This is a genomic window from Neoakkermansia glycaniphila (genome assembly GCF_900097105.1).
GTDB lineage: Bacteria > Verrucomicrobiota > Verrucomicrobiia > Verrucomicrobiales > Akkermansiaceae > Akkermansia > Akkermansia glycaniphila.
On sequence record NZ_LT629973.1, the window covers coordinates 246800 to 266755 of the forward strand.

The 19956-nt window shown below is 57.0% G+C and carries 18 protein-coding genes and 1 tRNA gene; 11 read left to right on the plus strand and 8 right to left on the minus strand.

Annotated elements, in window-relative coordinates; all coding sequences use genetic code 11:
* Positions 1-8: 8 nt before the first annotated feature.
* From PYTT_RS00995 to thiE, 5 genes are all read right to left on the minus strand, one after another.
* The gene (locus PYTT_RS00995; protein ID WP_067772425.1) at positions 9-599 is read right to left on the minus strand and encodes an RBBP9/YdeN family alpha/beta hydrolase; all 591 of its coding nucleotides are present in this window, start codon (positions 597-599) and stop codon (positions 9-11) included.
* A 29-nt stretch (positions 600-628) separates the two neighbouring features.
* Positions 629-1138: a copper resistance protein NlpE gene (locus tag PYTT_RS01000; RefSeq protein ID WP_067772427.1), complete on the minus strand. Its 510-nt coding sequence runs from the start codon at positions 1136-1138 to the stop codon at positions 629-631.
* Between the two features lie 93 nt (positions 1139-1231).
* Positions 1232-1579, minus strand: coding sequence for a copper resistance protein NlpE N-terminal domain-containing protein (locus PYTT_RS01005; RefSeq protein WP_071133182.1), 348 nt, complete (start codon positions 1577-1579; stop codon positions 1232-1234).
* 206 nt (positions 1580-1785) lie between these two features.
* Positions 1786-2325 carry a rubrerythrin family protein gene (locus PYTT_RS01010; RefSeq protein ID WP_067772433.1) on the minus strand — a complete coding sequence of 180 codons (540 nt, stop codon included), beginning with the start codon at positions 2323-2325 and terminating at the stop codon, positions 1786-1788.
* Positions 2326-2410: 85 nt separating this feature from the next.
* Positions 2411-3052 carry a thiamine phosphate synthase gene (thiE, locus tag PYTT_RS01015; RefSeq protein ID WP_083076383.1) on the minus strand — a complete coding sequence of 214 codons (642 nt, stop codon included), beginning with the start codon at positions 3050-3052 and terminating at the stop codon, positions 2411-2413.
* A 557-nt stretch (positions 3053-3609) separates the two neighbouring features.
* Between thiE and PYTT_RS01025 the strand changes: the two genes are divergently transcribed.
* From PYTT_RS01025 to PYTT_RS01050, 6 genes are all read left to right on the plus strand, one after another.
* Complete coding sequence (locus PYTT_RS01025; RefSeq protein WP_067772435.1) at positions 3610-7191, plus strand: beta strand repeat-containing protein; 3582 nt, start codon at positions 3610-3612, stop codon at positions 7189-7191.
* Positions 7192-7508: 317 nt separating this feature from the next.
* Positions 7509-8324: a 1,4-dihydroxy-2-naphthoyl-CoA synthase gene (menB, locus tag PYTT_RS01030; protein WP_067772440.1), complete on the plus strand. Its 816-nt coding sequence runs from the start codon at positions 7509-7511 to the stop codon at positions 8322-8324.
* Positions 8325-8342: 18 nt separating this feature from the next.
* Positions 8343-9164, plus strand: coding sequence for a hypothetical protein (locus PYTT_RS01035; protein ID WP_067772443.1), 822 nt, complete (start codon positions 8343-8345; stop codon positions 9162-9164).
* On the plus strand, positions 9161-9559 hold the full coding sequence (locus tag PYTT_RS01040; protein WP_067772445.1) for a hypothetical protein: 399 nt from the start codon (positions 9161-9163) through the stop codon (positions 9557-9559). Before PYTT_RS01035 ends, PYTT_RS01040 begins: the two co-directional genes overlap by 4 nt.
* 39 nt (positions 9560-9598) lie before the next feature.
* On the plus strand, positions 9599-11512 hold the full coding sequence (locus PYTT_RS01045) for an LpxL/LpxP family acyltransferase (RefSeq protein ID WP_067772447.1): 1914 nt from the start codon (positions 9599-9601) through the stop codon (positions 11510-11512).
* A gap of 3 nt (positions 11513-11515) precedes the next feature.
* Positions 11516-11956: a hypothetical protein gene (locus PYTT_RS01050; RefSeq protein WP_067772450.1), complete on the plus strand. Its 441-nt coding sequence runs from the start codon at positions 11516-11518 to the stop codon at positions 11954-11956.
* An 11-nt stretch (positions 11957-11967) separates the two neighbouring features.
* Here PYTT_RS01050 and PYTT_RS01055 read toward each other — a convergent pair whose 3' ends face one another.
* Both PYTT_RS01055 and PYTT_RS01060 read right to left on the minus strand, forming a co-directional pair.
* Positions 11968-12534 (minus strand): protein-tyrosine phosphatase family protein, encoded by a 567-nt coding sequence (locus PYTT_RS01055; protein WP_071133185.1) that lies wholly within the window; start codon positions 12532-12534, stop codon positions 11968-11970.
* A 97-nt stretch (positions 12535-12631) separates the two neighbouring features.
* A complete protein-coding gene (locus tag PYTT_RS01060; RefSeq protein ID WP_067772456.1) occupies positions 12632-13870 on the minus strand; it encodes an FxLYD domain-containing protein in 1239 nt (412 codons plus the stop codon).
* Positions 13871-14052: 182 nt separating this feature from the next.
* Here PYTT_RS01060 and PYTT_RS01065 point away from each other — a divergent pair.
* From PYTT_RS01065 to PYTT_RS01085, 5 genes are all read left to right on the plus strand, one after another.
* A tRNA-Met gene (locus tag PYTT_RS01065) sits at positions 14053-14127 on the plus strand.
* A gap of 63 nt (positions 14128-14190) precedes the next feature.
* Positions 14191-14901, plus strand: coding sequence for a hypothetical protein (locus PYTT_RS01070; RefSeq protein ID WP_067772458.1), 711 nt, complete (start codon positions 14191-14193; stop codon positions 14899-14901).
* Between the two features lie 186 nt (positions 14902-15087).
* On the plus strand, positions 15088-15822 hold the full coding sequence (locus PYTT_RS01075) for a hypothetical protein (RefSeq protein WP_067772460.1): 735 nt from the start codon (positions 15088-15090) through the stop codon (positions 15820-15822).
* Between the two features lie 76 nt (positions 15823-15898).
* The gene (locus tag PYTT_RS01080) at positions 15899-16354 is read left to right on the plus strand and encodes a NanQ anomerase/TabA/YiaL family protein (protein ID WP_067772463.1); all 456 of its coding nucleotides are present in this window, start codon (positions 15899-15901) and stop codon (positions 16352-16354) included.
* Between the two features lie 99 nt (positions 16355-16453).
* Positions 16454-18745: an alpha-N-acetylglucosaminidase gene (locus PYTT_RS01085; RefSeq protein ID WP_067772465.1), complete on the plus strand. Its 2292-nt coding sequence runs from the start codon at positions 16454-16456 to the stop codon at positions 18743-18745.
* An 11-nt stretch (positions 18746-18756) separates the two neighbouring features.
* Here PYTT_RS01085 and PYTT_RS01090 read toward each other — a convergent pair whose 3' ends face one another.
* Entirely contained in the window at positions 18757-19818 is a 1062-nt protein-coding gene (locus PYTT_RS01090; protein ID WP_067772468.1) for a hypothetical protein, read from the minus strand.
* Positions 19819-19956: the final 138 nt, after the last annotated feature.

Genomic DNA, 19956 nt, shown 5'->3' on the forward strand with positions numbered 1-19956 from the left:
GCGGCGCATCATGTCCCGCTCCGGCAGCGCGAGGAAGACAGAACCTCCTCGATCCGGGCGAGAAGGAACGGCCATTCCTTGAAACCGTCGCTATCCATGAAATGGCCGCCATGCTCGCAGAGAATGAACTCAGCGTGCAGCTTGGCCGCCAGCTCCTCTGTCGCAGCAGCCGGAACCACAGGATCGTCCCCGGCGGCAATCACCACGGTTCTGCCGGACATCGCCGCCAAACGAGCGAAATCAATCTCCTGATTCGCAAAGGCATCCAGCTCGCGCAACCCTTCCACGGGGCGTGAAAACCCTGAAACGAGCACCATTCCGCCGAAACGACTCCCTACCTCCAGCCGATGCAATGCGCCCAGCAAGGAAATGCATCCGAGACTGTGCGCCACAAAAAACGTCTTGCAACCGGAATCCCGGACATGGGAAGCGATGCAATCCAGCCATGCATCCAGGCAAGGAGCGGCGGCATCAGGCAGCTGCAGCACATCGGCCGAAAAGCCGCGTCTCTCCAGCTCAGCCTTCAGCCACGGAAACCAGTTCCTCCCGGGAGCCGATCCATAGCCGTGAACGATCACGATATGCTTACCTTGCGACATACGGCGCATTCCGGTAGAATGGACGAATACTATACCCCCTTGCGGGCCGTGCCGGACTCGCTCTCCGCCTTTTTCAGCACGTAATAGGGTGCCAGAGGCCCCGTCACCCTCTTGCCGTCGGCATTCAGCATATGCAGGCCGTCCTTATCCAGCTCATAGAGCTCCTGGCCTTCTTCCGTATGAACAACCAGCGTTTTCCCATCATCGCTCCAGTCCAGCGTCCCTTCCTGAACCTCGGGCAGGCTTCCTTCCACACTGCGGAAAACATCGTTCAGATCGGTCAATTCTTCGTCCGCGACCGCTTCATCCTGCACCCCCAAATAGATCGTCACCTTCTTGCAGGTCATATCGGCATTCAGCGTCAGCTGCACAAGAATACCTTCGCAATCCGCCGCAGGCAGCGTCCCTTCATACACTCCGCACCATGCGGACATGGCCGGAACGGCAGCAACCGATTGCGAGACGGGTCTCCCGGCCTCATCGGCATGAACGGCAGGAAGAGCCGCTCCCATGGACAACAAAAACAAAATACATTTCATAAAACATTTATCCTTCCATCGTGAAACCGCTCCCGGCAAATCTTGCCGGCTTCGTTTCGCCCGGTATGGATAAGCCATACAGCGCGTGTACAATCACTTTCTTCCGCTCCCTTCCGCCACCTTGTGCAAAACGTAATATGCACCGATCTTCCCTTTCACGCGCTTGCCTTCGGCATCCAGCACATAGAGGGAGCCGCCATCCAGTTCGTACATCTCTTCCCGGTAGGGATCGTGAATCCTGAACCGTTTTCCTTTTTCGATCCATTCGATCTTCCCGTCCGTCACATAGGGCAGCGCCTCCTTCTCGATCAGAGTCGCCACCTTCTTGAACGAACCGTCGGCACCGAGAGTGAGAATCATCTGCACGCCGGGCCCATCGGCGGAAGGAATCACCCCCTTGTATTCACCGGCCCACGAAGTACCGGCATTTGGCTCCTCCACACTTGCAGAAACTGGAGCATCACTGGCTTGCCCGGCTATAGGCAGAAGAAAAATCGCCGATGCACATGCCAACATTCGAAGAGAAAATGCATACATAGTGATATATGCTGACATCCCGGCATCCCATTCCGTTCAAAATACATCGTATCCGACAGCAACAAAACGCGCCGGGCGGCCGTAGCCAAACCCGCACGCACATCGCCGGATCATTTGTACCGCTGGGGCAACTTGCCGCAAAGAGGGCACATCACCAGCCCGGCAAGAGAGCTGAACGTATCCCCGCAATTCAGGCACACATGGTACATATTCGGCAGCGCATGGGGAGTCCCCTGCTCCAGCTGGTGCAAGGCGGCCCGGTACAAATCGGCATGCCCTTTCTCCGACTCCAGAGACCAAGTAAACGAACGAATGGCCAGAGGAACATCCTCCGCCTGAGCATCGGCTATGAACGAAGGGTACATGCTCTCGAACTCGTACGTCTCACCGGCGATGGCCGCCCGCAAATTATCCGACGTTGTCCCCACATGAATATTGATATCCAGATCCTCGACCTTTCCGCCCAGCAGCTCCAGCACCTTCATATGATTCACCGCATGGACGCGTTCGGCTTTCGACGCGGCTTCGAACAGGCGTTGAATGGCCGGATACCCTTCATAGGAAGCCTTCGTTGCATAAGCGGCGTAAGCAGCCGATGCCGTACTTTCCCCCGCTACGGCATTCTTCAAATTCTCAAGCGTCATTTCCATTAGCGCAATATAGAATATGACATGCACCATGGCAAGCCCGTAATCGAACACGAATGAAAAAACGGAACGCTCCGCAGGCGCGGATTTACCTGCCCTCCAGCTTCTGGATGACATCGCGGGCCGCACCCGCCGGATCTTCATGAAGAAGGAGCCACGACACGATCACGACGCGGCGCGCACCATGCTCCAGCACCCTGTCCAACGAACCTCCGTTAATGCCGCCGATACAAAACACCGGATAATCCCCAAGAGCCTCACCCACTCGGCACACATCGTCCAGACCGATGGCCGGGCGACCGGGCTTCGTGCCCGTCGGAAACAACGGACCGAACCCGATATAATCCGCGCCTTCGGCATGGGCAGCCAAAGCCTGTTCGGGGCTATGCGTCGACCGCCCGACAAGCATCCCTTCACCGATCATCTTCCTCACCTCCTTCAGCGCACCGTCGTCCTGCCCCACATGCACGCCGTCCGCTCCGCATTCCATGGCTATTTCCGGGTAATCGTTCACGATGAAAAGGCACCCGGCCTCGCAGCACAAAGGCTGCAAGCGATACGCCAGCATCCTCACGTCTTCCTCCGGCATGCCCTTCGCCCGCAACTGCAAAATTCGCACACCGCCGCGAATCAAGGCCGCTGCAGCCTCCTCTGCGTGATCGGGAGATACATATCCCATATCCACAATACCGTACAACCTGCATCCGGCCAGAATCTCACGTCTATCCATGCGCAGAGCATACCGCGGCCTCCCGGCAAAAACAAGCAGATTCCCACCCGAGCTTCCTGCCCCGTCAACGGAAAACGGGAGACGCGCCGATACCGGATTCAAGGCAGCATGTCCACTCACAACGGCACACCTCGGAACAGCCGTTCCATCACCGCATCGGCAACACCGTTTCCGGAACGATGAAAGGCCCATGACATGGCGCATCAAATGCCTGTTAGAAATTAAATTTCAAACTTTTTCCATCAATCGCATCCACCTTCTTCCACATCTCGAAATCTTTTTTTGTCATACTTCTCCTTTCTTGAATTTTTTCCTCCTATATATCGCAAATATCATTGCAATCATAATTCAATATTTAAGAATCTTTTTAGATATTGCATTACATCAAACATTATTTCACATCGGTTTGTTATCACCCCTCGATATTGACAACGGATACACTTTTGCTAATGTTCAAAAGGGTTGTTTGAACACCCGTGCAATTCGAAAGAAATAAAACCATGAAAGTACATCTGCCGTATTCGTTACGCAAAGCATTGATATCATCTCTATTGTCAATGTCTCTCCTATCCGGGGCAGCCCAGGCGGGCATCTACACTTGGACAGGAGCAACGGATCAATGGCTGCATACGTCTTCCAACTGGAGTCCGACCGTCACAGACTGGGCGGGCACATGGTCGGGATCAAGCAACAATATACTGAAATTTTCGGGAACTTATGCATCGGCTACCAACAAAGCGGCAACCATCCAATTCAACACCATGTCACTGGGCAGCATTCTTGTGGACACGGGCGCCGCAGGCTTCTCCTTGATGCCGAATGCAAACAACAACCGTTCGATCTTCTTCCGGGCATCCAGCGCGGCAGATGCGGCTACCATCGGAGGAGTAGCCGGGCAATGCAACATCATTGCCAAGTCCGATTTCAATATCGGCAGCTCTGCAGCCCGCTATAATTACGGCGGCAGCAGTGCAGTATTTTATGCCGATGCCAATATGGACATCGCGGCCGGAAAAACGGTCAAACTCTATGCGTCCAACCGGATCTACGGAGATACGACGACGCGAACCATCAACATACGGGGAGGAGGCACCTTCTCCATCGATTCCACCTCCACCGTCAACACGAGCAACATCGCGTGGAACATCCGGGGCAATTCCACGCTCGACCTCGCACCCAGCGGCGCAGCAAAAGCTCAGACGGTACTTGGCACGGGCAACATTACACTGGACGGAGGATCCCTGAATCTCGGAACGGGGAGTATTTCCCTGTCCAACAATCTTATTGTCGGAGAAAACGGCGGCGATATTCTGGGCGCAACTTCAGTCACCTTGACATCCGCCAACCTGACATACACCTCCTCCGACCTGACGAACAGCACACTGACGTTCGGATCGTCGATCACCTCCGTCACGCTGGCCGCCAATCAGGTTATCAATCTGTCTTCGGGAGCAAACAACGGATTATACACGCTTATCTCGACAAACGGCATCCTGAATGGCGACGTCAGCACGTACACCGTCACCGGATTGGGACGACAGACATACCAATTGGTCAATACAGGATCTTCCCTGACGCTCAACATTGAAGGCGCAATCGCCAATCTCACATGGAACGGAACGTCCGGCAATGCCACGTGGAACCACGATACTTCCAACACCAACTGGCACAACGGCGGTAATGCCGATGCCTTCTACGATAGCGACATCGTCACCTTCGACGGCACGGCGGCTACACAGTCCGTCACCGTCTCCGGCACCCTCAACCCTGGAGACATCGCCATCACGGGTGGAAACTACACCTTTGCATCCGACGGAACAGGCAATATTGCAGGCGGTGCCACACTCTCCGTCAGCAATGCCACGGCCACCCTCAACATGGCCAACAGCTACACAGGAGGCACAGTGGTCAATAATGGAGGCATCCTGAATGCATCGGCAGCCAACTCGCTCGGAACCGGCACACTTACCGTCAACGGAGGCACGGCCAACATCGGCAATACGCAAACACTCGCAGGCACTACCATCAACAGCGGCGAAGTCGTGCTGAAATCCACCGGTGCGCAGGCCGGGCTCGGCACCATTGCGGGAAGTGCGGGCCAAGGCGCGCTGGTCATCGATTGGACAACCGGGAACGACAGCAGCTCCGCCGGTACGGCATCTGCATCATCCAATGTGGCGGCATACACGGGAGATGTAATTGTCCGCAGCGGACGCTTAGCCAGCACCTCAGCAATGGCAGCCTCGTCGATCACAATCACGCAAGGCGGACAGCTGTACATGGGCGGCGGCACATGGACCCAGAACATCTCCATATCGGGCTCAGGCTGGAACAGCTCCGATGTGGCCGCCTCGGGCGCGCTCCGTATCGATGGCGCAACGGTCAATAGCACCCTGACGCTTGCCGGAGACAGCACGCTGCGCGTCCACGCAGGAACAGGAACGATCAACGGCGCGATCGTCGGTACCGACACGCTGACCAAAGTCGGCGGCGGCACGCTGTACCTCAGCAATGCCAGCAGCGCATTCACCGGCACGCTGAACATCACGGAAGGCCAACTGACGCTGGCAGGCGCAGGCAGCGGCAAATCGGCGTTGAACAGCGGCGACATCATCATGGCGGCCAACACGAAACTGGCATTCCAGGGCAACAACGGAAGCTTCACCTCGAAGAGTGCCGGATTGATCACCCTCAAGTCGAACGTACAGGTATGGGCCATCAACCCGGCTGCCGGGGCGAATACCATCTCCAACGACTTCATTCTGGACACAGGTACAGGATATGCCAACATCGGAGGATTCACCCAAGGCAACAGCACGATCATCTACAGCACGATCTCGGGCAACGGCAACCTGTCCATCAAGGATGAAGGCACCGGCTCCGGAGGCGGCAACAGCTTCATGTTCAGAAACGGTTGGACGACCAACAGCTACACGGGCCAGACGCTCATTCGCCGCGACATCACGTTCGACACCAATGCCACGACCAACGGAAGAACGCTGACACCGTTCGGCGCTTACCAGGCGGACGGCAGCAGCGGCGTCGCCACGGTACAAAACGGAGCCACCCTGACTGTTTCGGGCAATTCGGGCACGGGAACGGCCAACACCGTCACCCTTGCCAACGGCTTTGTACTGAACGGAGGCAATCTGACGCTCAACAACCTTGGCAACGGCATCGTCTCCGGCTCGATCACGGCTTCCTCTGCAACGGTCATCGCCTCCAACAGTGAGCGACTGGCCCTGGCAGGTGGATTGAAAGGCACCGGCAACGTCACCTACAACAATGCCACGGCCAATTCGCGGCTCGTCCTCTCCGGAACGAACAACAACTATTCGGGAACACTCAGCATCGGCACCGCATCGGGGCTTGAAATTGCCGGAGGCACAACCGGATTATCCGGAATGACAATTTCCGCCGCGACCGGAAAAACCGTATACGTCGGCAACGACAACGGCAACCTCTCCTTGAACGCAACAATCACAGGGGCAGGCAGGCTCGTCAAAAGCGGTACGGGCAGCGCCCTGCTTTCGGGAACGAACAACTACACGGGCGGCACAACCGTGCAGGCCGGAACAATCGTGGCAGGCAGTTCCACCGCCTTCGGAACCGGCACAGTACGCCTGTCGGACGGAGTTATGGACTTCAACGGATACAACCTCGCCAACGGCATCGTCATCAGCAGCGGCACATCCGCCAACAAAATGCTCAGCGCGGAACACAATGCCACAGCCGGAGCGCTGGTGCTCGAAGCCGGTTCCAGCCTTGCTCTCGACGTCTCCCATGCCGGAGCGGACGGAATCAACTGGACATTGAACGGCCTGACATACGACACCACCGCCACCCTCATGCTCGACTTCGGGGCTGCGGGAATCGCCACCGGCATCACCTATGACCTCCTCTCGTGGACGGGAGCCAGCGAAAGCGATTACCAGGCCTTGATCGACTCCGGCATTCTGGGCTGGAACGCCGGAAACAAAACCTCCGCATGGACGGAACACTATGCGATCGGGACCGACGGCACCAACTCATGGCTGCAGGTCTCCTTCAATCAGAGCGTTATTCCCGAACCTGCTACAGCGGCAATGGGCATTCTCGGCATGGCTTCCCTGCTCCTTCGCAGGCGCCGCCGTGCATAAAACATATCTCCATCACTGAAGCATCGTCAAAAACGGAGTATCGCTTGATACTCCGTTTTTCTTTGACACCGCATCACATGACCGAACAACCATCAACACATCGCCATAACATCTAAAAAACAAACAATTACAATAAAACAACAAAAACAGATCAAGAAAAACGAACCGAAGCGGCACATGAAACAGCCATGCACCGGGCACGTCATGGCCCACTCCTGTTTCCCCCGCATCAATCTCCCGAATCGCCAGCTACTGGGCCTAGTACATATTTTTTGCTTTATTCGCACGCCCGCGAGGGTATAATCGCCAGAGAAGCCATGTGGACCACGCTGAAAGAATATACCGACATCCGCTACGAAGCGACCGACGACGGAGCCATCGCCAAAATCACAATCAACCGCCCGGAAGTACGCAACGCCTTTCGCCCCCAGACCGTCCATGAACTGCTCGACGCCTTCCACCTCGTCCATGAAGACCCCAAAATCGGAGTCATCATCCTCACGGGTGAAGGTCCCCTCGCCTTCTGCTCCGGCGGCGACCAGAAAGTCCGCGGGCATGCCGGCTACATCGGCGGAGACGGCGTACCGCGCCTGAACATCCTCGACGTCCAGAAAAAAATCCGCCAGATACCCAAACCCGTCATCGCCATGGTCGCCGGATACGCCATCGGCGGAGGCCATGTCCTGCACCTCGTCTGCGACCTCACCATCGCCGCAGACAACGCCAAATTCGGCCAGACCGGCCCCAAAGTCGGCTCCTTCGACGGCGGCCTCGGCTGCTCCTATATGGCCCGCATCATCGGGCAGAAAAAAGCCCGCGAAATCTGGTACCTCTGCCGCGTATACGATGCTCAACAGGCTCTCGACATGGGCCTCGTCAACACCGTCGTCCCGTTGGAACAGCTCGAAACGGAAACCCTCCAATGGTGCCGCGAAATCCTCCAGCACAGCCCGCTTGCCCTCCGCTGCCTCAAATCCGCACTCAATGCGGACTGCGACGGACAAATGGGCCTCCTCGACCTCGCCGGCAATGCCACCCTCCTCTACTACATGAGCGAAGAAGCCAAGGAAGGCCGTGACGCCTTCGTTGAAAAACGCAAGCCCGATTTCTCGAAATTCCCCCGCATCCCGTAACCGCCATCCAGCTCCGCCTTGGCATCCGAAAACAACAAACGCCGCCGCAAAGGCTCCAAACAACCCCCGGTAGAAATCTGGGGTTCGTTCTTCGACACCCCCGAAGAAGACGACAAACACGCGCACTACATCGACGAAGAACCGTACGGGCGCTTCAGCTGGAGACGCATCCTGCACCGCTTCAGCCTTTGGAAACTCATCTCCACTCTGGTTGCGCTCGGCATCCTCGCCTTCATCGGCTCCCTCGTCTTCCTGACCTGGGTACCGCAGGACCTCTCCGAAATCCAGGGCTACAAAGCCATCACTCTCCAAAACGGCAACACTCCCACGCCGGACATCCCCACCCTCCTCAAAAAAGCCATCTCCGGCAAAGAAGCCGTCACCTTCACCGAGGAAGACATCAACAGCTACCTCAGCACCAGCCTCAAGCCCCCCACCCAGAGCGGGCCGCCCCTCTCCCACCCACACGGCGTCGGCATCCGACTCTTCGACGACTACGCGGAAATCGTCATCAACCGCACCATCGGCAACACCTACAACCAAACCGTCTCCATGTACGTCACCGTCAAGGCGGGAGATGCGCACCACGTCCGCATCGAATACAACGGCGGAGAAAAAATCCTCGGCACCTTCCCGCGCGGCGGCCGCCTCGGAGTTCTCCCCCTGCCGGAAGGCTACACGCTCATCCTCCTCCAGCCCGCCATGGAAAGCCTGGCGAAAGCCTACGCAGACATCTTCGATCTCATCAAAAACAGCCGTTATACCCCCGTACTCGGCAAAGGAAAAATCACCCTGTATCCGCCTCCGGCACAAATCACCACACCATCACAGACAACATGAAACGCAAACACGTCGTCACCTCTCTTCTGGCTCTCGGAAGCCTTGTCGCGTTGACATCCTGCTTCGGGCAGCTCCTCAGCCAGGTCATCAAGGATGAATACCCGGGTACCACTGTCCGCGCCATACCCGACAACAACGGAAAACCCGCCAACAACGAATGGGTCACCGTCTCGGACAGGGAACTTCCTGCCCCCCAGGCAGTCAAACGCGGAACCCTCACCTACCATGCGGACGGCCTCCCCTATGCCTTCCCGACCAGCTACAAAGACATCGTCCTCTCGCCCTATCCCCCGAACAACCCCATCAACTTCTCGGGAATGAAGGCTCACGACAAGGCATGGGATCCCTACACCCGCAAACCGTTCCACATCCCCGCCGTCATGCAGTGGAACTAACATGCCGGCGCACTGGCTCATCCAGCCAAAGGAACACCCGTGTCCACATCCGAACCAACTGAACAGGCATCCGCTCCGAAAGCCTCCTTCCGGCACAGGCTTGCCCTGTGGGGATTCAAGCTCTTTCAGGGCCTCCTGAGAATCACACCCATGCCCCTGCTGTGCCGCATGGGCCGCGGCTTGGGGTACGCCGTCTGGTTCTTCATGCCGGGGCGTCGCCGCATCGTCGCACGCAACCTCCGCATCGTCATCGATCCCACCCTGCGCGGCAAGGAACTCGGCAAACTCGTGCGCGAAAACATCGTCCGCACCTGCATGAACTTCATCGGTGCGGCCAAAACGGCCGTCCTCACGGACAGAGAACTCAACCGCTACGTCAGCCTCATCCATCCCGAAATCTTTGAACAATCCGTCGTCTCGGGAGGCACGGGCATCGCCTGCATCCCGCACGCGGGCAACTGGGAAATCCTCGCCCGCATCCGGCCCCTCTTCCGGCAGACGGAACGCTTCGGCTCCATGTACCGCCGCATGAGCAACCCCCTGCTCGAACAGCTCGTCTACAAATCGCGCACCGCCTACGGATGCCAGATGTTCAGCAAGGAATCGGGACTCCGCTCCACCCTCAAATTCGCCCGTGAAGGCAGCCTCATCGGTGTCTTGAGCGACCAATTCACCCAGGAAGGCAGCTTCCTTCCCTACTTCGGCAAAATCACGGGCACCACCTACCTGCCCGCCCTCCTCTACAAACGCTGCCGGGGCACGCTCTACGCCATCTACACGCGCAACACATCCATCGGCCACTGGGAAGCCGTCATGGACACCGTCATCGACGTACCTGAAAACGCAGGCATACAGGAAATCACCCTCCGCATCAACGAAGTTCTCGCCGAATGCCAGAAAAACAGCATCCTCGACGGCTTCTGGATGCACGACCGCTGGAAAACCCTCCTCGCCTTCGCCCCGCCCCAAATCGACGACGTACGCGAACTCCTGCAAAACTATCCCCTGCAACCCTTCCGCATCCTCGTCTCCATGCCGGAAGCATTCGAAGAGGCCATCCTCGTCCTGCCACTTCTGCGCGGCCTGCTCGACTCGCGCCCGGATACCCAGATCAACGTCATTTGCCCCAGTGAACAGGCAGCCTACTGGCAAAGCCAGCCCGAAGCAGCCCACACATTCACCACGGACAACCCGGCAACCCCGCTCGCGCAGCAACTGGATGCAGACGACATCTACAACGAAGGCGTCTTCGACCTCGCCTTCCTGCTGGACAACTCACCGCGCACCCTCAAAGAACTTCGCCACATCCGCCCGATCACCCTCAGCGCCTTCGAAAACCATCCCTGCTCCGAAAAACACCGCTTCCGAGGCAAAGTCCCCGTCAAGCGCGGCGGCAAACCCGTCCACCGCGTCGAAGACTACATGGAATTCCTGGAACACCATGAAATCACGCGGCGCAAAGCCGAATACTTCGCACCCTCCCCCTCGGAACCGCTTGCCGCAAACGCCCCCAGCCTCTTCATCGCCCCCTTCTCCACCCTCGGCCCGGCCTCCGAATGGACGGACGACGCTTGGGCGGAACTCATCGGACAACTCTCTTCCACACCCTCCCTGCTCGCCCTGCCCCGCGACAGCGAACGCGCAACGCAGCTTGCCGAACACCTCGGCATACCGCTCACCCTCGCGGAACCGCACGAATACGGCGCCCACCTCAACAACTCATGCACCCTCATCGCGTGCGACGGCCTCATTCCCGGACTGGCGGCGCAAAAAGGCGCACGCTGCATCGTCCTCATGGGCACGCGACTTCCTGACCGCTACCGGCCTCTCGGCACGCAGCACGCCTACATCAACAGGCATACCCTGTGCCACCCCTGCTACCGCACCCACTGCGACCAGCCCACCCCCTGCATGCACCGGATCACCGTCCGGCAAGTCCTCGACAAACTCTAAACCATGCAAACAGCCGAAACCTCCAGCCTCCAGCACATCCGGCAGAGGCTCATGGCCGGAAGCATCGAACTGGCGCCACTCGCCGCCCTGCCGTTCGTGCAGTACCCATGGCCGATTCCCATCGCCTGCGCCATCCTACCCTTCATCCTCAGGCAGCTCGTCAAACCGCCAATCCTTCGCAAACGCCTCACGGAATCCATCAACCTCCTGCTCACCCTCCAGTTCCTCAACCTCATCGGGTACATCCTCGTCCCCATCCTCCTCACTCAGATATTCAACTTCCCCCAGGCCGCGCTCTTCGCCATGTGGGCAGCCATCCCCTTTACCCTCTTCATAGCGTACACCATTGCCGCATGTACGGCCTTGCGCTTCCTTCAAGCCCTCTCAGGCAAATCCCCCTGCAAATGGGGGGGATTCCACTGGCTTACCGACAACAATCGCTGAACTTCATCCAGTCAGGCGAACACCTCAGCGGAACAGCCGCCATCCCGCAGCATCGGCTCCAACCCGGCCAGGAACTCCTGCTGCGCCTGAGACTCTACACCGGAACCGGCGCGCCGCACACTGGCACGGGCCTCATCCCGGTCCACCCCCATCGCCATCAGCACCGCGACTGCCAACAGCCCCGTGCGACCCATACCGTTCGCACAATGCACCGCGACGGAACCGCCCCGCTTCAACCGGGCGACCATCCTGTGCGACAGCCGCGCAAAACTCCTCGCATCGGCAGGAGCGGCATAATCATTCAAAGGGAAATGCAAAGCCTCGTCCACGGGAACCCGCCCGGCTTTCCAATCCTCCGCATAGGCCGCACCACGCTCTTCCATCTCACTGATTCCGACCAGATTCACCAAAAAATCCACTCCGTGCTTCTGTAAACATCCGTACGCCTCTTTCGGAGAACCGTCCGCACGATGGTACCCGGGCATCCCCATCAAAAATAAAGTGCCGACACAACCGGAAGGCAGCCCCAGCGGCCTTAAAATCACCCAACTATCATCCGGCACAGGCAAAACATTCATGAAAACAATACCGATTTTCAGGAATCATTCTACAAAACAAAACACCGGAAAGCAACTCCCGGCTCTGTCAGCGCGGAGGCCTCCCTCCAGCACTCGATCAATTGCCGAATCCTTCGATCGAATCAAGCTCCACATGCTTGGCTCCTTGATCCTCCGCCCTTGACTCCACAACCTTGCTCTGCCCCGCCCGGAGATCGGAAATGGAACCCAGCGTCTTGCCGATGGGATTTCCCTGAGCATCCAGCAAAGCGTACGACACATAGACCGACCTGTAATCCCGGTTCGTATTATTCTGAATGCGTGCCACCACCGTCACAAAACCCGACCTGCGCTGCACCGACACCTTGCCCACCACGGAAAAATCCTCATGGGGCACAACCTTCTTCGGCACCTCCACCTTATTCACCCTGGGTTCGATCAAACGGCGCACCCCCTCCACGTCTCTTTCACTGCTAAAAGATCCGAGCTCCTCCTTATCGACAATCAAAAAACACTTCCACGGCAGCGTCGACTTCAATGAACCCCACCCGGAAAACTGATACACTCCATCCCTGCGCGCCAGCATCAACTCCTGCCAATCGGCTTCAGGCGACACCTCCTTCAGATGGAATTGCACCACCCCCGAAACATCCGACACCTGCTTCCACAGAAAATTGTTCGACAGCACCTTCTGTCCATTCTCCTCCACCGAAAGATACCCTACACCGAACATCCTCCCTCCGGACAACGAACCCAAAGCCATAAAATTAAGATGCAAATCGACAGGATTTTCAAACCCGGCAAACCGTTCCTCGGGACACTCGAAAACATAGAGCTTATCAACTTCGAACAGATTCTTACTGCCGCGAACCCATGCAAGCTCAACCTCTTTCTTCCGGTTCGACTCACCTGCCCCCTGCTTGAAATAATAATTGCGTTCCCGGGCCTCCTTCCAATCGCGCGGTTTCGACTCTTTCTTCAATGCAAACTGCGTCGGAAAATAGGCATTCATTCCTTGAATCACAAGATTCCGGCCAGGCCTGATCGTCGCCTTCCGCTTCGCCACCTTCGGCGAACCATCCGCTTCCAGACTCTTCAAACGCGTCGCAATCTCGTATTCTTCTCCTCCTGCATGCAAGTAATCGAAAGAAAGACGCGTACCCTCCGTCTCCAGCGTACCTTCCCCGTAAATATGTCCATCATCATCCTTACCCACAGCCAGGAATGTATAGGAATACTTCGTACCGTCCTTATCCGCCGAATACACAGCCATATCGCCTATCTGGTCGAACGGAGAAGCAGACGCGCACATCGATGCAAAAAAACACATCGCCAATTGGGTAATTTTGGGTAACATGCACCGAAATATAATCGGTTCTTCTATCAGATTCAAGAGAAAATATCAGACAAAAAACTCAAACCGCCATTTTCCGCAGCACGCTTCGAACAGATCGAAAAAAAATCCGGCACATGAAAAAAATACTCGACAAACGGCGATGAATCCTGTATTCTTCCCGCACCTTCAAGGTAACCACTCACGGCAGGGTAGCTCAGTGGTAGAGCAGAGGACTCATAAGCCTTTGGTCGGGTGTTCAAATCACCTCCCTGCTACCAGTTTTCAAGAAAAGCGGACTTTCAACAAGTCCGCTTTTCTGTTTTTCGACTGCCTCTCCCGCCATGAAACGTATCCTTATTCAATCCGCCTGTCTGTGTACCGCCGCAATAGCGGCATCCTGCGTCGTCAACACATCAGGAAAGCTTGATTCCATCGGTAAAACATACGAAGGATATTATTACGACGCCACCCGACCGACCACCTGCCTGTTCCGACAGAACGGGAAATATTACGTCAAAGCGCCAGTCGTCCGGTTCCCAGCCTCAACAAAAACATGGCAGCCCCGGCAAGCGGAAACCGATCCTCCCGAACAGCCCATGCATAGCCGCATCACCGGTATTCCCGCATGGGGATACCACGAAATATTCACGATGGATACCGGCAGCATCAACTTCTCGGAAGGCGACTTCCACCCCATCCTGCATGCATCGGGTTCATGGATTCCTGCCGCACAATTCGAACAGAATCCTTTCACCGTCATTGGAAAAGAAAACGGCATCCAGCACAGCCGGGAAGGAGACATCCTGAATCCGGACTCCATCCGAATCATGGACACGCACCGCTCGACGGGAAACATCCTACGCCTGCCGCTAGTACTGATCGCAGGCTGCGCGATCGACCTTCCGGGCAACATCCTTGTCTCACCCTTCATGTCGAACGACGATGAAGACGATGAAGATGAAGACGATTTTCTGGACGCGCTCATCGACGATGCTATCGACAAGCATTTAAAAAAGCATCGCAAGCACGGTAAAAGGCATTCGAAGCGCTGAAAACCATGCCGGCTGGCGGTCTTTCTCCTGTCGAGCGGGATGCCATCCAGATGCCCACGCGATCCTGCTATTCATGCGCACTCGTCTCTTATGGCATGGAGTGCCATGTTTTTATCTGAAAAACTTCCTTTTTTTCGGACGAAGAACATGTTCATGCGTTATTTCAGATAAGGACATCCCCTCTCCATGAACCGCTGCTATATCCATCACCTGCTCCGTACGGTTATCCGGTTGGCCTTCTTCGCATGGCCTGCCTGCTTCTGCCTCACCCTTGCATCCTGCTGGCTCAACACGTCGGGAAAACTCGACGCGCCGGGAAAATACATCGAAGCATATTACATCAACACAAGCCAGCCTGCCGCACAAATCTTCGAACAATCGGGCCGCTATTACATCAAGGCTCCTCGCCTGCGCCTCAGACCCGCACCGCGCATGTGGACATCCGTCTCCGAGCCATCCCACTACATCTGCATGGAAACAAAAGAGTGGGCATACCACGAAATATTCTCCTATAACAAAAAATCCCTGCCTCTGCCCGGCCAAGGCAACCTCCCCATCCCTGAACCGGATGCACCATGGATACCTTCCGGAGAATTCGAAAGCAGCCCGTTCACTGTTCTCGGCAACGCCCAATCTCCGACTGCACCGCAACCCGGCACACTCCTCAGCTCCTACGAACTCAAAGCGCCTTCCACACATAGGTCCGTCGGCAACATCCTCCGGCTGCCCATTGTAGGGCTATCGTTTTGCGCCATCGACCTTCCGGCCATGTTCGTCACAGCCATACCATACGGAATCTGCACCAATGACTGGCTGAACAATGATCCATTGCCGTCCCAAATGGGGCGAACGCAAAGCCACAACTGTTCCGATCCGGAGTGCAATTTCCACTCTCACGACAGCTTCGGCAATTGCGAATGATCAAGGCCCGGCCCCCGAATAAGCCCTTGCATGAGGGCAGAGAAAAGCATATAGTCTCCTATACCTTTTCTCACCGATGATTCTCGACAACCTCCGCAACGCCGCGCGCTACACCTCCCTGCACCCTTTATTGAAGCAGGCTTTCGACTACCTCGCATCCCTCGACCCGGCCACCCTTGAGCCGGGCAAACATATCCTTGCCGAAGACAGGCTGATCGTAGCCGTCAACGACAGCACGCTCAAACCTATCGGCAAAGCCCGATTGGAAATACACGACGAATTTCTGGACATTCACCTGACACTGTCCGCCACGGAGCGTTTCGCATGGAAAAGCCGGGATGACCTTCAAACCCCGTCCGAACCGTTCAACCGCGACAAGGATGCACAACATTACGACGATGCTCCGGAGACTTTCTTCGAAGCGGCGCCGGGCAGCTTCGTCATCTTCTTCCCGGAAGATGCGCATGCCGGATGCATCGGCGAAGGCTCCATCCGCAAAATCGTCGTCAAGGTCAGATGCAGCAACGAATGATGCCGAAATCCTGCATTTTTTGAAAGACAGGCAATCGCAGGAAGGTATAAATAAGGGCGCTTGGATAATATATCAGCCCTTTTGCCATCTCCACCTGTCATGACAATCAACCTTCGACATGCTGCCCTCTCCTGTGCCATTCTGGCCTGCATGGGCGGATCAACCCTTGCCCAACCGCCAGCCGGCACGGCCGCACCGCATGACACGGCGCCTCTGCCCGGCGCAAAGGAAACCGCCATGCGGCAATTGACGCATCGCCTGCTGGGCAACAGGGCGGACGATTTCGCCTTCGTCATCGACCCGTCCCTGCAAAACGAAGCCACGAGACGGATCGGCATTATCCGCACGCCCGAAGGTAAAATCCGCATTTCAGGGGCGGATACCATCAGCCTCGCTTCCGGCCTCAATCTGTACCTCAAACATTTCGCCCATGCCCACGTTTCATGGGCGCATGACCAGCTGCACCTGCCGAAAGAGCTGCCGGGGCCGGACAAAATCGCGTATTTCGACAGCCGCCAGCAGCATGCCACGGCTTTCAACTATTGCACATTCAACTACACGATGGCATGGTGGGACTGGCCGCGATGGGAACGTGAGCTGGACCTCCTCTGCCTCTACGGCGTCGATACTCCCCTAGCCATCATCGGCACGGAAGAAATATGGCTCCGCGTCCTCCAAAGATTCGGCTACACGCGTGACCAAGCCCGCACCTTCCCCACCGGACCAGCCTACACCGCATGGTGGCTGATGGGCAACTGCCAGGGCATCGGCGGCCCCGTCTCGGAAGCATACGTGCAATCGCGAGTCGAACTCCAGAAAAAGATACTGGCCCGCATGCACGAACTCGGCATGCGGGCCATCCTGCAAGGCTTCGTCGGCCTGGTGCCGCTCGACTTCGCAAACAAAAACCCGGGGGCACGGCTCCTGCCCCAAGGCAGCTGGTGCGGCGTACCCCGCCCGCCCGTCCTGCATCCGGACGATCCTCTTTTCGACCGCGTCGCCGAAGCATGGTACGAAGAGCAGGCCAAACTCTACGGCAACAATTCACGCTTTGCAGGGGATCTGTTCCATGAAGGCGGCAATGCCCGCGGCATCGACGTACCCCGCATGGCAGCCAAAGTCCAGGATCTCATGCGCCGCAGCCACCCTGATGCCGTCTGGATGCTACAAGGCTGGAGCGGCAATCCTTCCCCCGCCTTGCTGAAAGGGCTGGATCCGGAGCACGCCGAAGTTGTCGAACTCTGCGGGGAGTTTTTCCGCAACTGGGAGAAAAACAACGGATTTTCCGGAAAACCTTGGTACCTGTCCACCATCGTCCAATATGGCGGCAATGTCGGCCTGCATGGCCGCCTGCCCGCCATCTGGCACAATTTCCTCAAGGCGAACCGCTCGGGTACGCCCCCCATCGGCATCGGCCTTACATGGGAAAGTACGGGAGTCAACCCTGTCGTCGCGGATCTCGTGACCGATCTGCCATGGAACCGCCGCTCCGATTGCCTCGAAACATGGATCGGGCATTATGCCGACCGGCGCTACGGCGCCGCATCGGACGGCCTGCGGCAGGCATGGCTGCTGCTGCTGCGCTCCGCCTATGGAGAATTCCCCAACCACCGCAGGCCCACGGAATCCATCTTCTGCGCACGCCCCGGCACGGATGTGCGCAAAGTCTCTCCGTTCGCCGCGTCCGTGCAGCCGCCCTACAATGTGGACGATATCCGGAAAGCTCTGGAACTGCTGTACAGCGAGCGGGTGCGATGCGGCCACACTCCGGCCTACCGCCACGACCTTGTCGACGTAGCCCGGCAATTCCTCGCCGGCTTCGGACTGCAAGCCTACCGCACCATGATGCAGGCCGATGCACGCAAGGATCTTCAAACGTTCGACAAACAGGCGAACCTCTTCCTCTCTCTGCTGGATATGCAGGATCGCCTGCTCGCCAGCGAAAAGGATTTCATGCTGGGCCCGTGGCTTCAGGCCGCACGCGACATTGCGCCACAGGGAGAACATGACCGGTTCGAACAGCAGGCCCGGAATCTCGTCTCAGTCTGGTTTCCCGACGGGCAACCGTCCAGCCTGGCCGACTACGGATGGAGGGAATGGAGCGGACTTCTGTCGCATTACTGCAAGCCCCGCTGGCAGGAGTTCATCGCCTACCGCCGGGCCCTGCTGGAAGGCAAACAGGCCTCGCCTCCCGACTTTGCCGCCATGGAAAAGAACTGGGCACTCCAAACCACCGCCACGGACAGTTACCCGCTGGAACCGTCGGGCGACAGCATAGCCATCGTCGGAGACATTGTCAGAACATGGATTCCCTTATGGGAAAAAAGCGGTTACAGGCCTCCTGATACCACTCAGCCTGCTCCTGAAGAATCCGCAAACGAGGCGCGGTAACTTGCCCGCACCTAGCGACCGTCATTCGAAGCCGCCGCTTTCACTAGGCGGTGATCCATCGGCACGAAAGACAAATGCGCAAGAACCGTCAAAGCCGATTCATAACGCTTCCTGTTCTCATCAAACGTATTCCATGCGGCATCCAGATCATCCTTGAGCTCAAAACCGAGGGAAGCAAGATGCCTGCACACGGTATTGAAATCATCGCGCACCACATCCGCTACTCCATCATTCTGCGGCAGGCAATAACGGATGGGATTGGATTGCGCCACCCTCGTCATCGAATAAATGCCTTCCTGCAGGCATGACTTCGCCCCGTGCACATGTTGAGGCTGCAATGCCGATGCTGCGAAATTGGCGGCATCCAGCACGGCCTGTACGACGACCACCCACGATTGCCCCGTTCGAGTGGAAGGAGTGAACAGCAACACGGGCGAATCGCAGTGCGTATCGCCGATCATGCGGATATAGTCTTCCCACTGGAGCCAGATTGCGGACATGGAATTCTGCAGATCGAACCGCACGACCCATCGGTAGAACGACTCGCAATCGGGCGACTGGTTGGTTCGGGCATACAGGCAGGCGGCATGATCTTCCCGCTGCTGCACGGCGGACTGGTACCCCGGAATGAACGTAATCAGGAACACGACCACACCCAACCCGAAGCCGCCTTCGATGATGGAAATCACCTCTCCGCTCACCATGTGCGGCGTATAGAATCCCAAGGTACTCAAAGCCGAACCGCTCGCCAGACAACTGTTCGCCAGAGACGCTTCAGCACCGACACTCCAGTAAATCAGCGCGAACCCGAACAGCATGATGCCGAAATACGCCAGAATCATGCCGAACAGGAACAAGGGGCTGAACCAGTAAAGCCGCTTCTGCAGCGTCACATAACCTCTCCTGTCCGAGAGGAAAAGCCTGTACAGGCCGTAAATCGTCCGGGAGATCGTCCGGGAAATGAATTCCGACGACGGATAATTCATGAACGCCACCTTGGCTCCTGAACGCACCACGGCCAGAATCAACACGACTCCGAGCGAGAACAAAACAATTTTCCATGCAATTTCCATAAGCAGGCAGATTCCATAACAGAAGGCGAACAGGACGGTTGAATCACATTCCCATACGCTGCTTCTATTGTTTTCAACACCTGCCGGTCATCAAACGTTGAACACTTTCACTAACAAGATGATTGAGCCATGCCCTGT

Bases quoted from the DNA above. Each gene is read 5' to 3' on its own strand.
- PYTT_RS01070 (WP_067772458.1), top strand. From the start codon at position 14,191: ATGAAACGTATCCTTATTCAATCCGCCTGTCTGTGTACCGCCGCAATA.
- PYTT_RS01060 (WP_067772456.1), bottom strand. From the start codon at position 13,870: ATGTTACCCAAAATTACCCAATTGGCGATGTGTTTTTTTGCATCGATG.
- PYTT_RS01080 (WP_067772463.1), top strand. From the start codon at position 15,899: ATGATTCTCGACAACCTCCGCAACGCCGCGCGCTACACCTCCCTGCAC.
- menB (WP_067772440.1), top strand. From the start codon at position 7,509: ATGTGGACCACGCTGAAAGAATATACCGACATCCGCTACGAAGCGACC.
- PYTT_RS01040 (WP_067772445.1), top strand. From the start codon at position 9,161: ATGAAACGCAAACACGTCGTCACCTCTCTTCTGGCTCTCGGAAGCCTT.
- PYTT_RS01075 (WP_067772460.1), top strand. From the start codon at position 15,088: ATGAACCGCTGCTATATCCATCACCTGCTCCGTACGGTTATCCGGTTG.
- PYTT_RS01050 (WP_067772450.1), top strand. From the start codon at position 11,516: ATGCAAACAGCCGAAACCTCCAGCCTCCAGCACATCCGGCAGAGGCTC.
- PYTT_RS00995 (WP_067772425.1), bottom strand. From the start codon at position 599: ATGTCGCAAGGTAAGCATATCGTGATCGTTCACGGCTATGGATCGGCT.
- PYTT_RS01025 (WP_067772435.1), top strand. From the start codon at position 3,610: ATGTCTCTCCTATCCGGGGCAGCCCAGGCGGGCATCTACACTTGGACA.
- PYTT_RS01010 (WP_067772433.1), bottom strand. From the start codon at position 2,325: ATGGAAATGACGCTTGAGAATTTGAAGAATGCCGTAGCGGGGGAAAGT.
- PYTT_RS01055 (WP_071133185.1), bottom strand. From the start codon at position 12,534: ATGAATGTTTTGCCTGTGCCGGATGATAGTTGGGTGATTTTAAGGCCG.
- thiE (WP_083076383.1), bottom strand. From the start codon at position 3,052: ATGGATAGACGTGAGATTCTGGCCGGATGCAGGTTGTACGGTATTGTG.
- PYTT_RS01090 (WP_067772468.1), bottom strand. From the start codon at position 19,818: ATGGAAATTGCATGGAAAATTGTTTTGTTCTCGCTCGGAGTCGTGTTG.
- PYTT_RS01000 (WP_067772427.1), bottom strand. From the start codon at position 1,138: ATGAAATGTATTTTGTTTTTGTTGTCCATGGGAGCGGCTCTTCCTGCC.
- PYTT_RS01085 (WP_067772465.1), top strand. From the start codon at position 16,454: ATGACAATCAACCTTCGACATGCTGCCCTCTCCTGTGCCATTCTGGCC.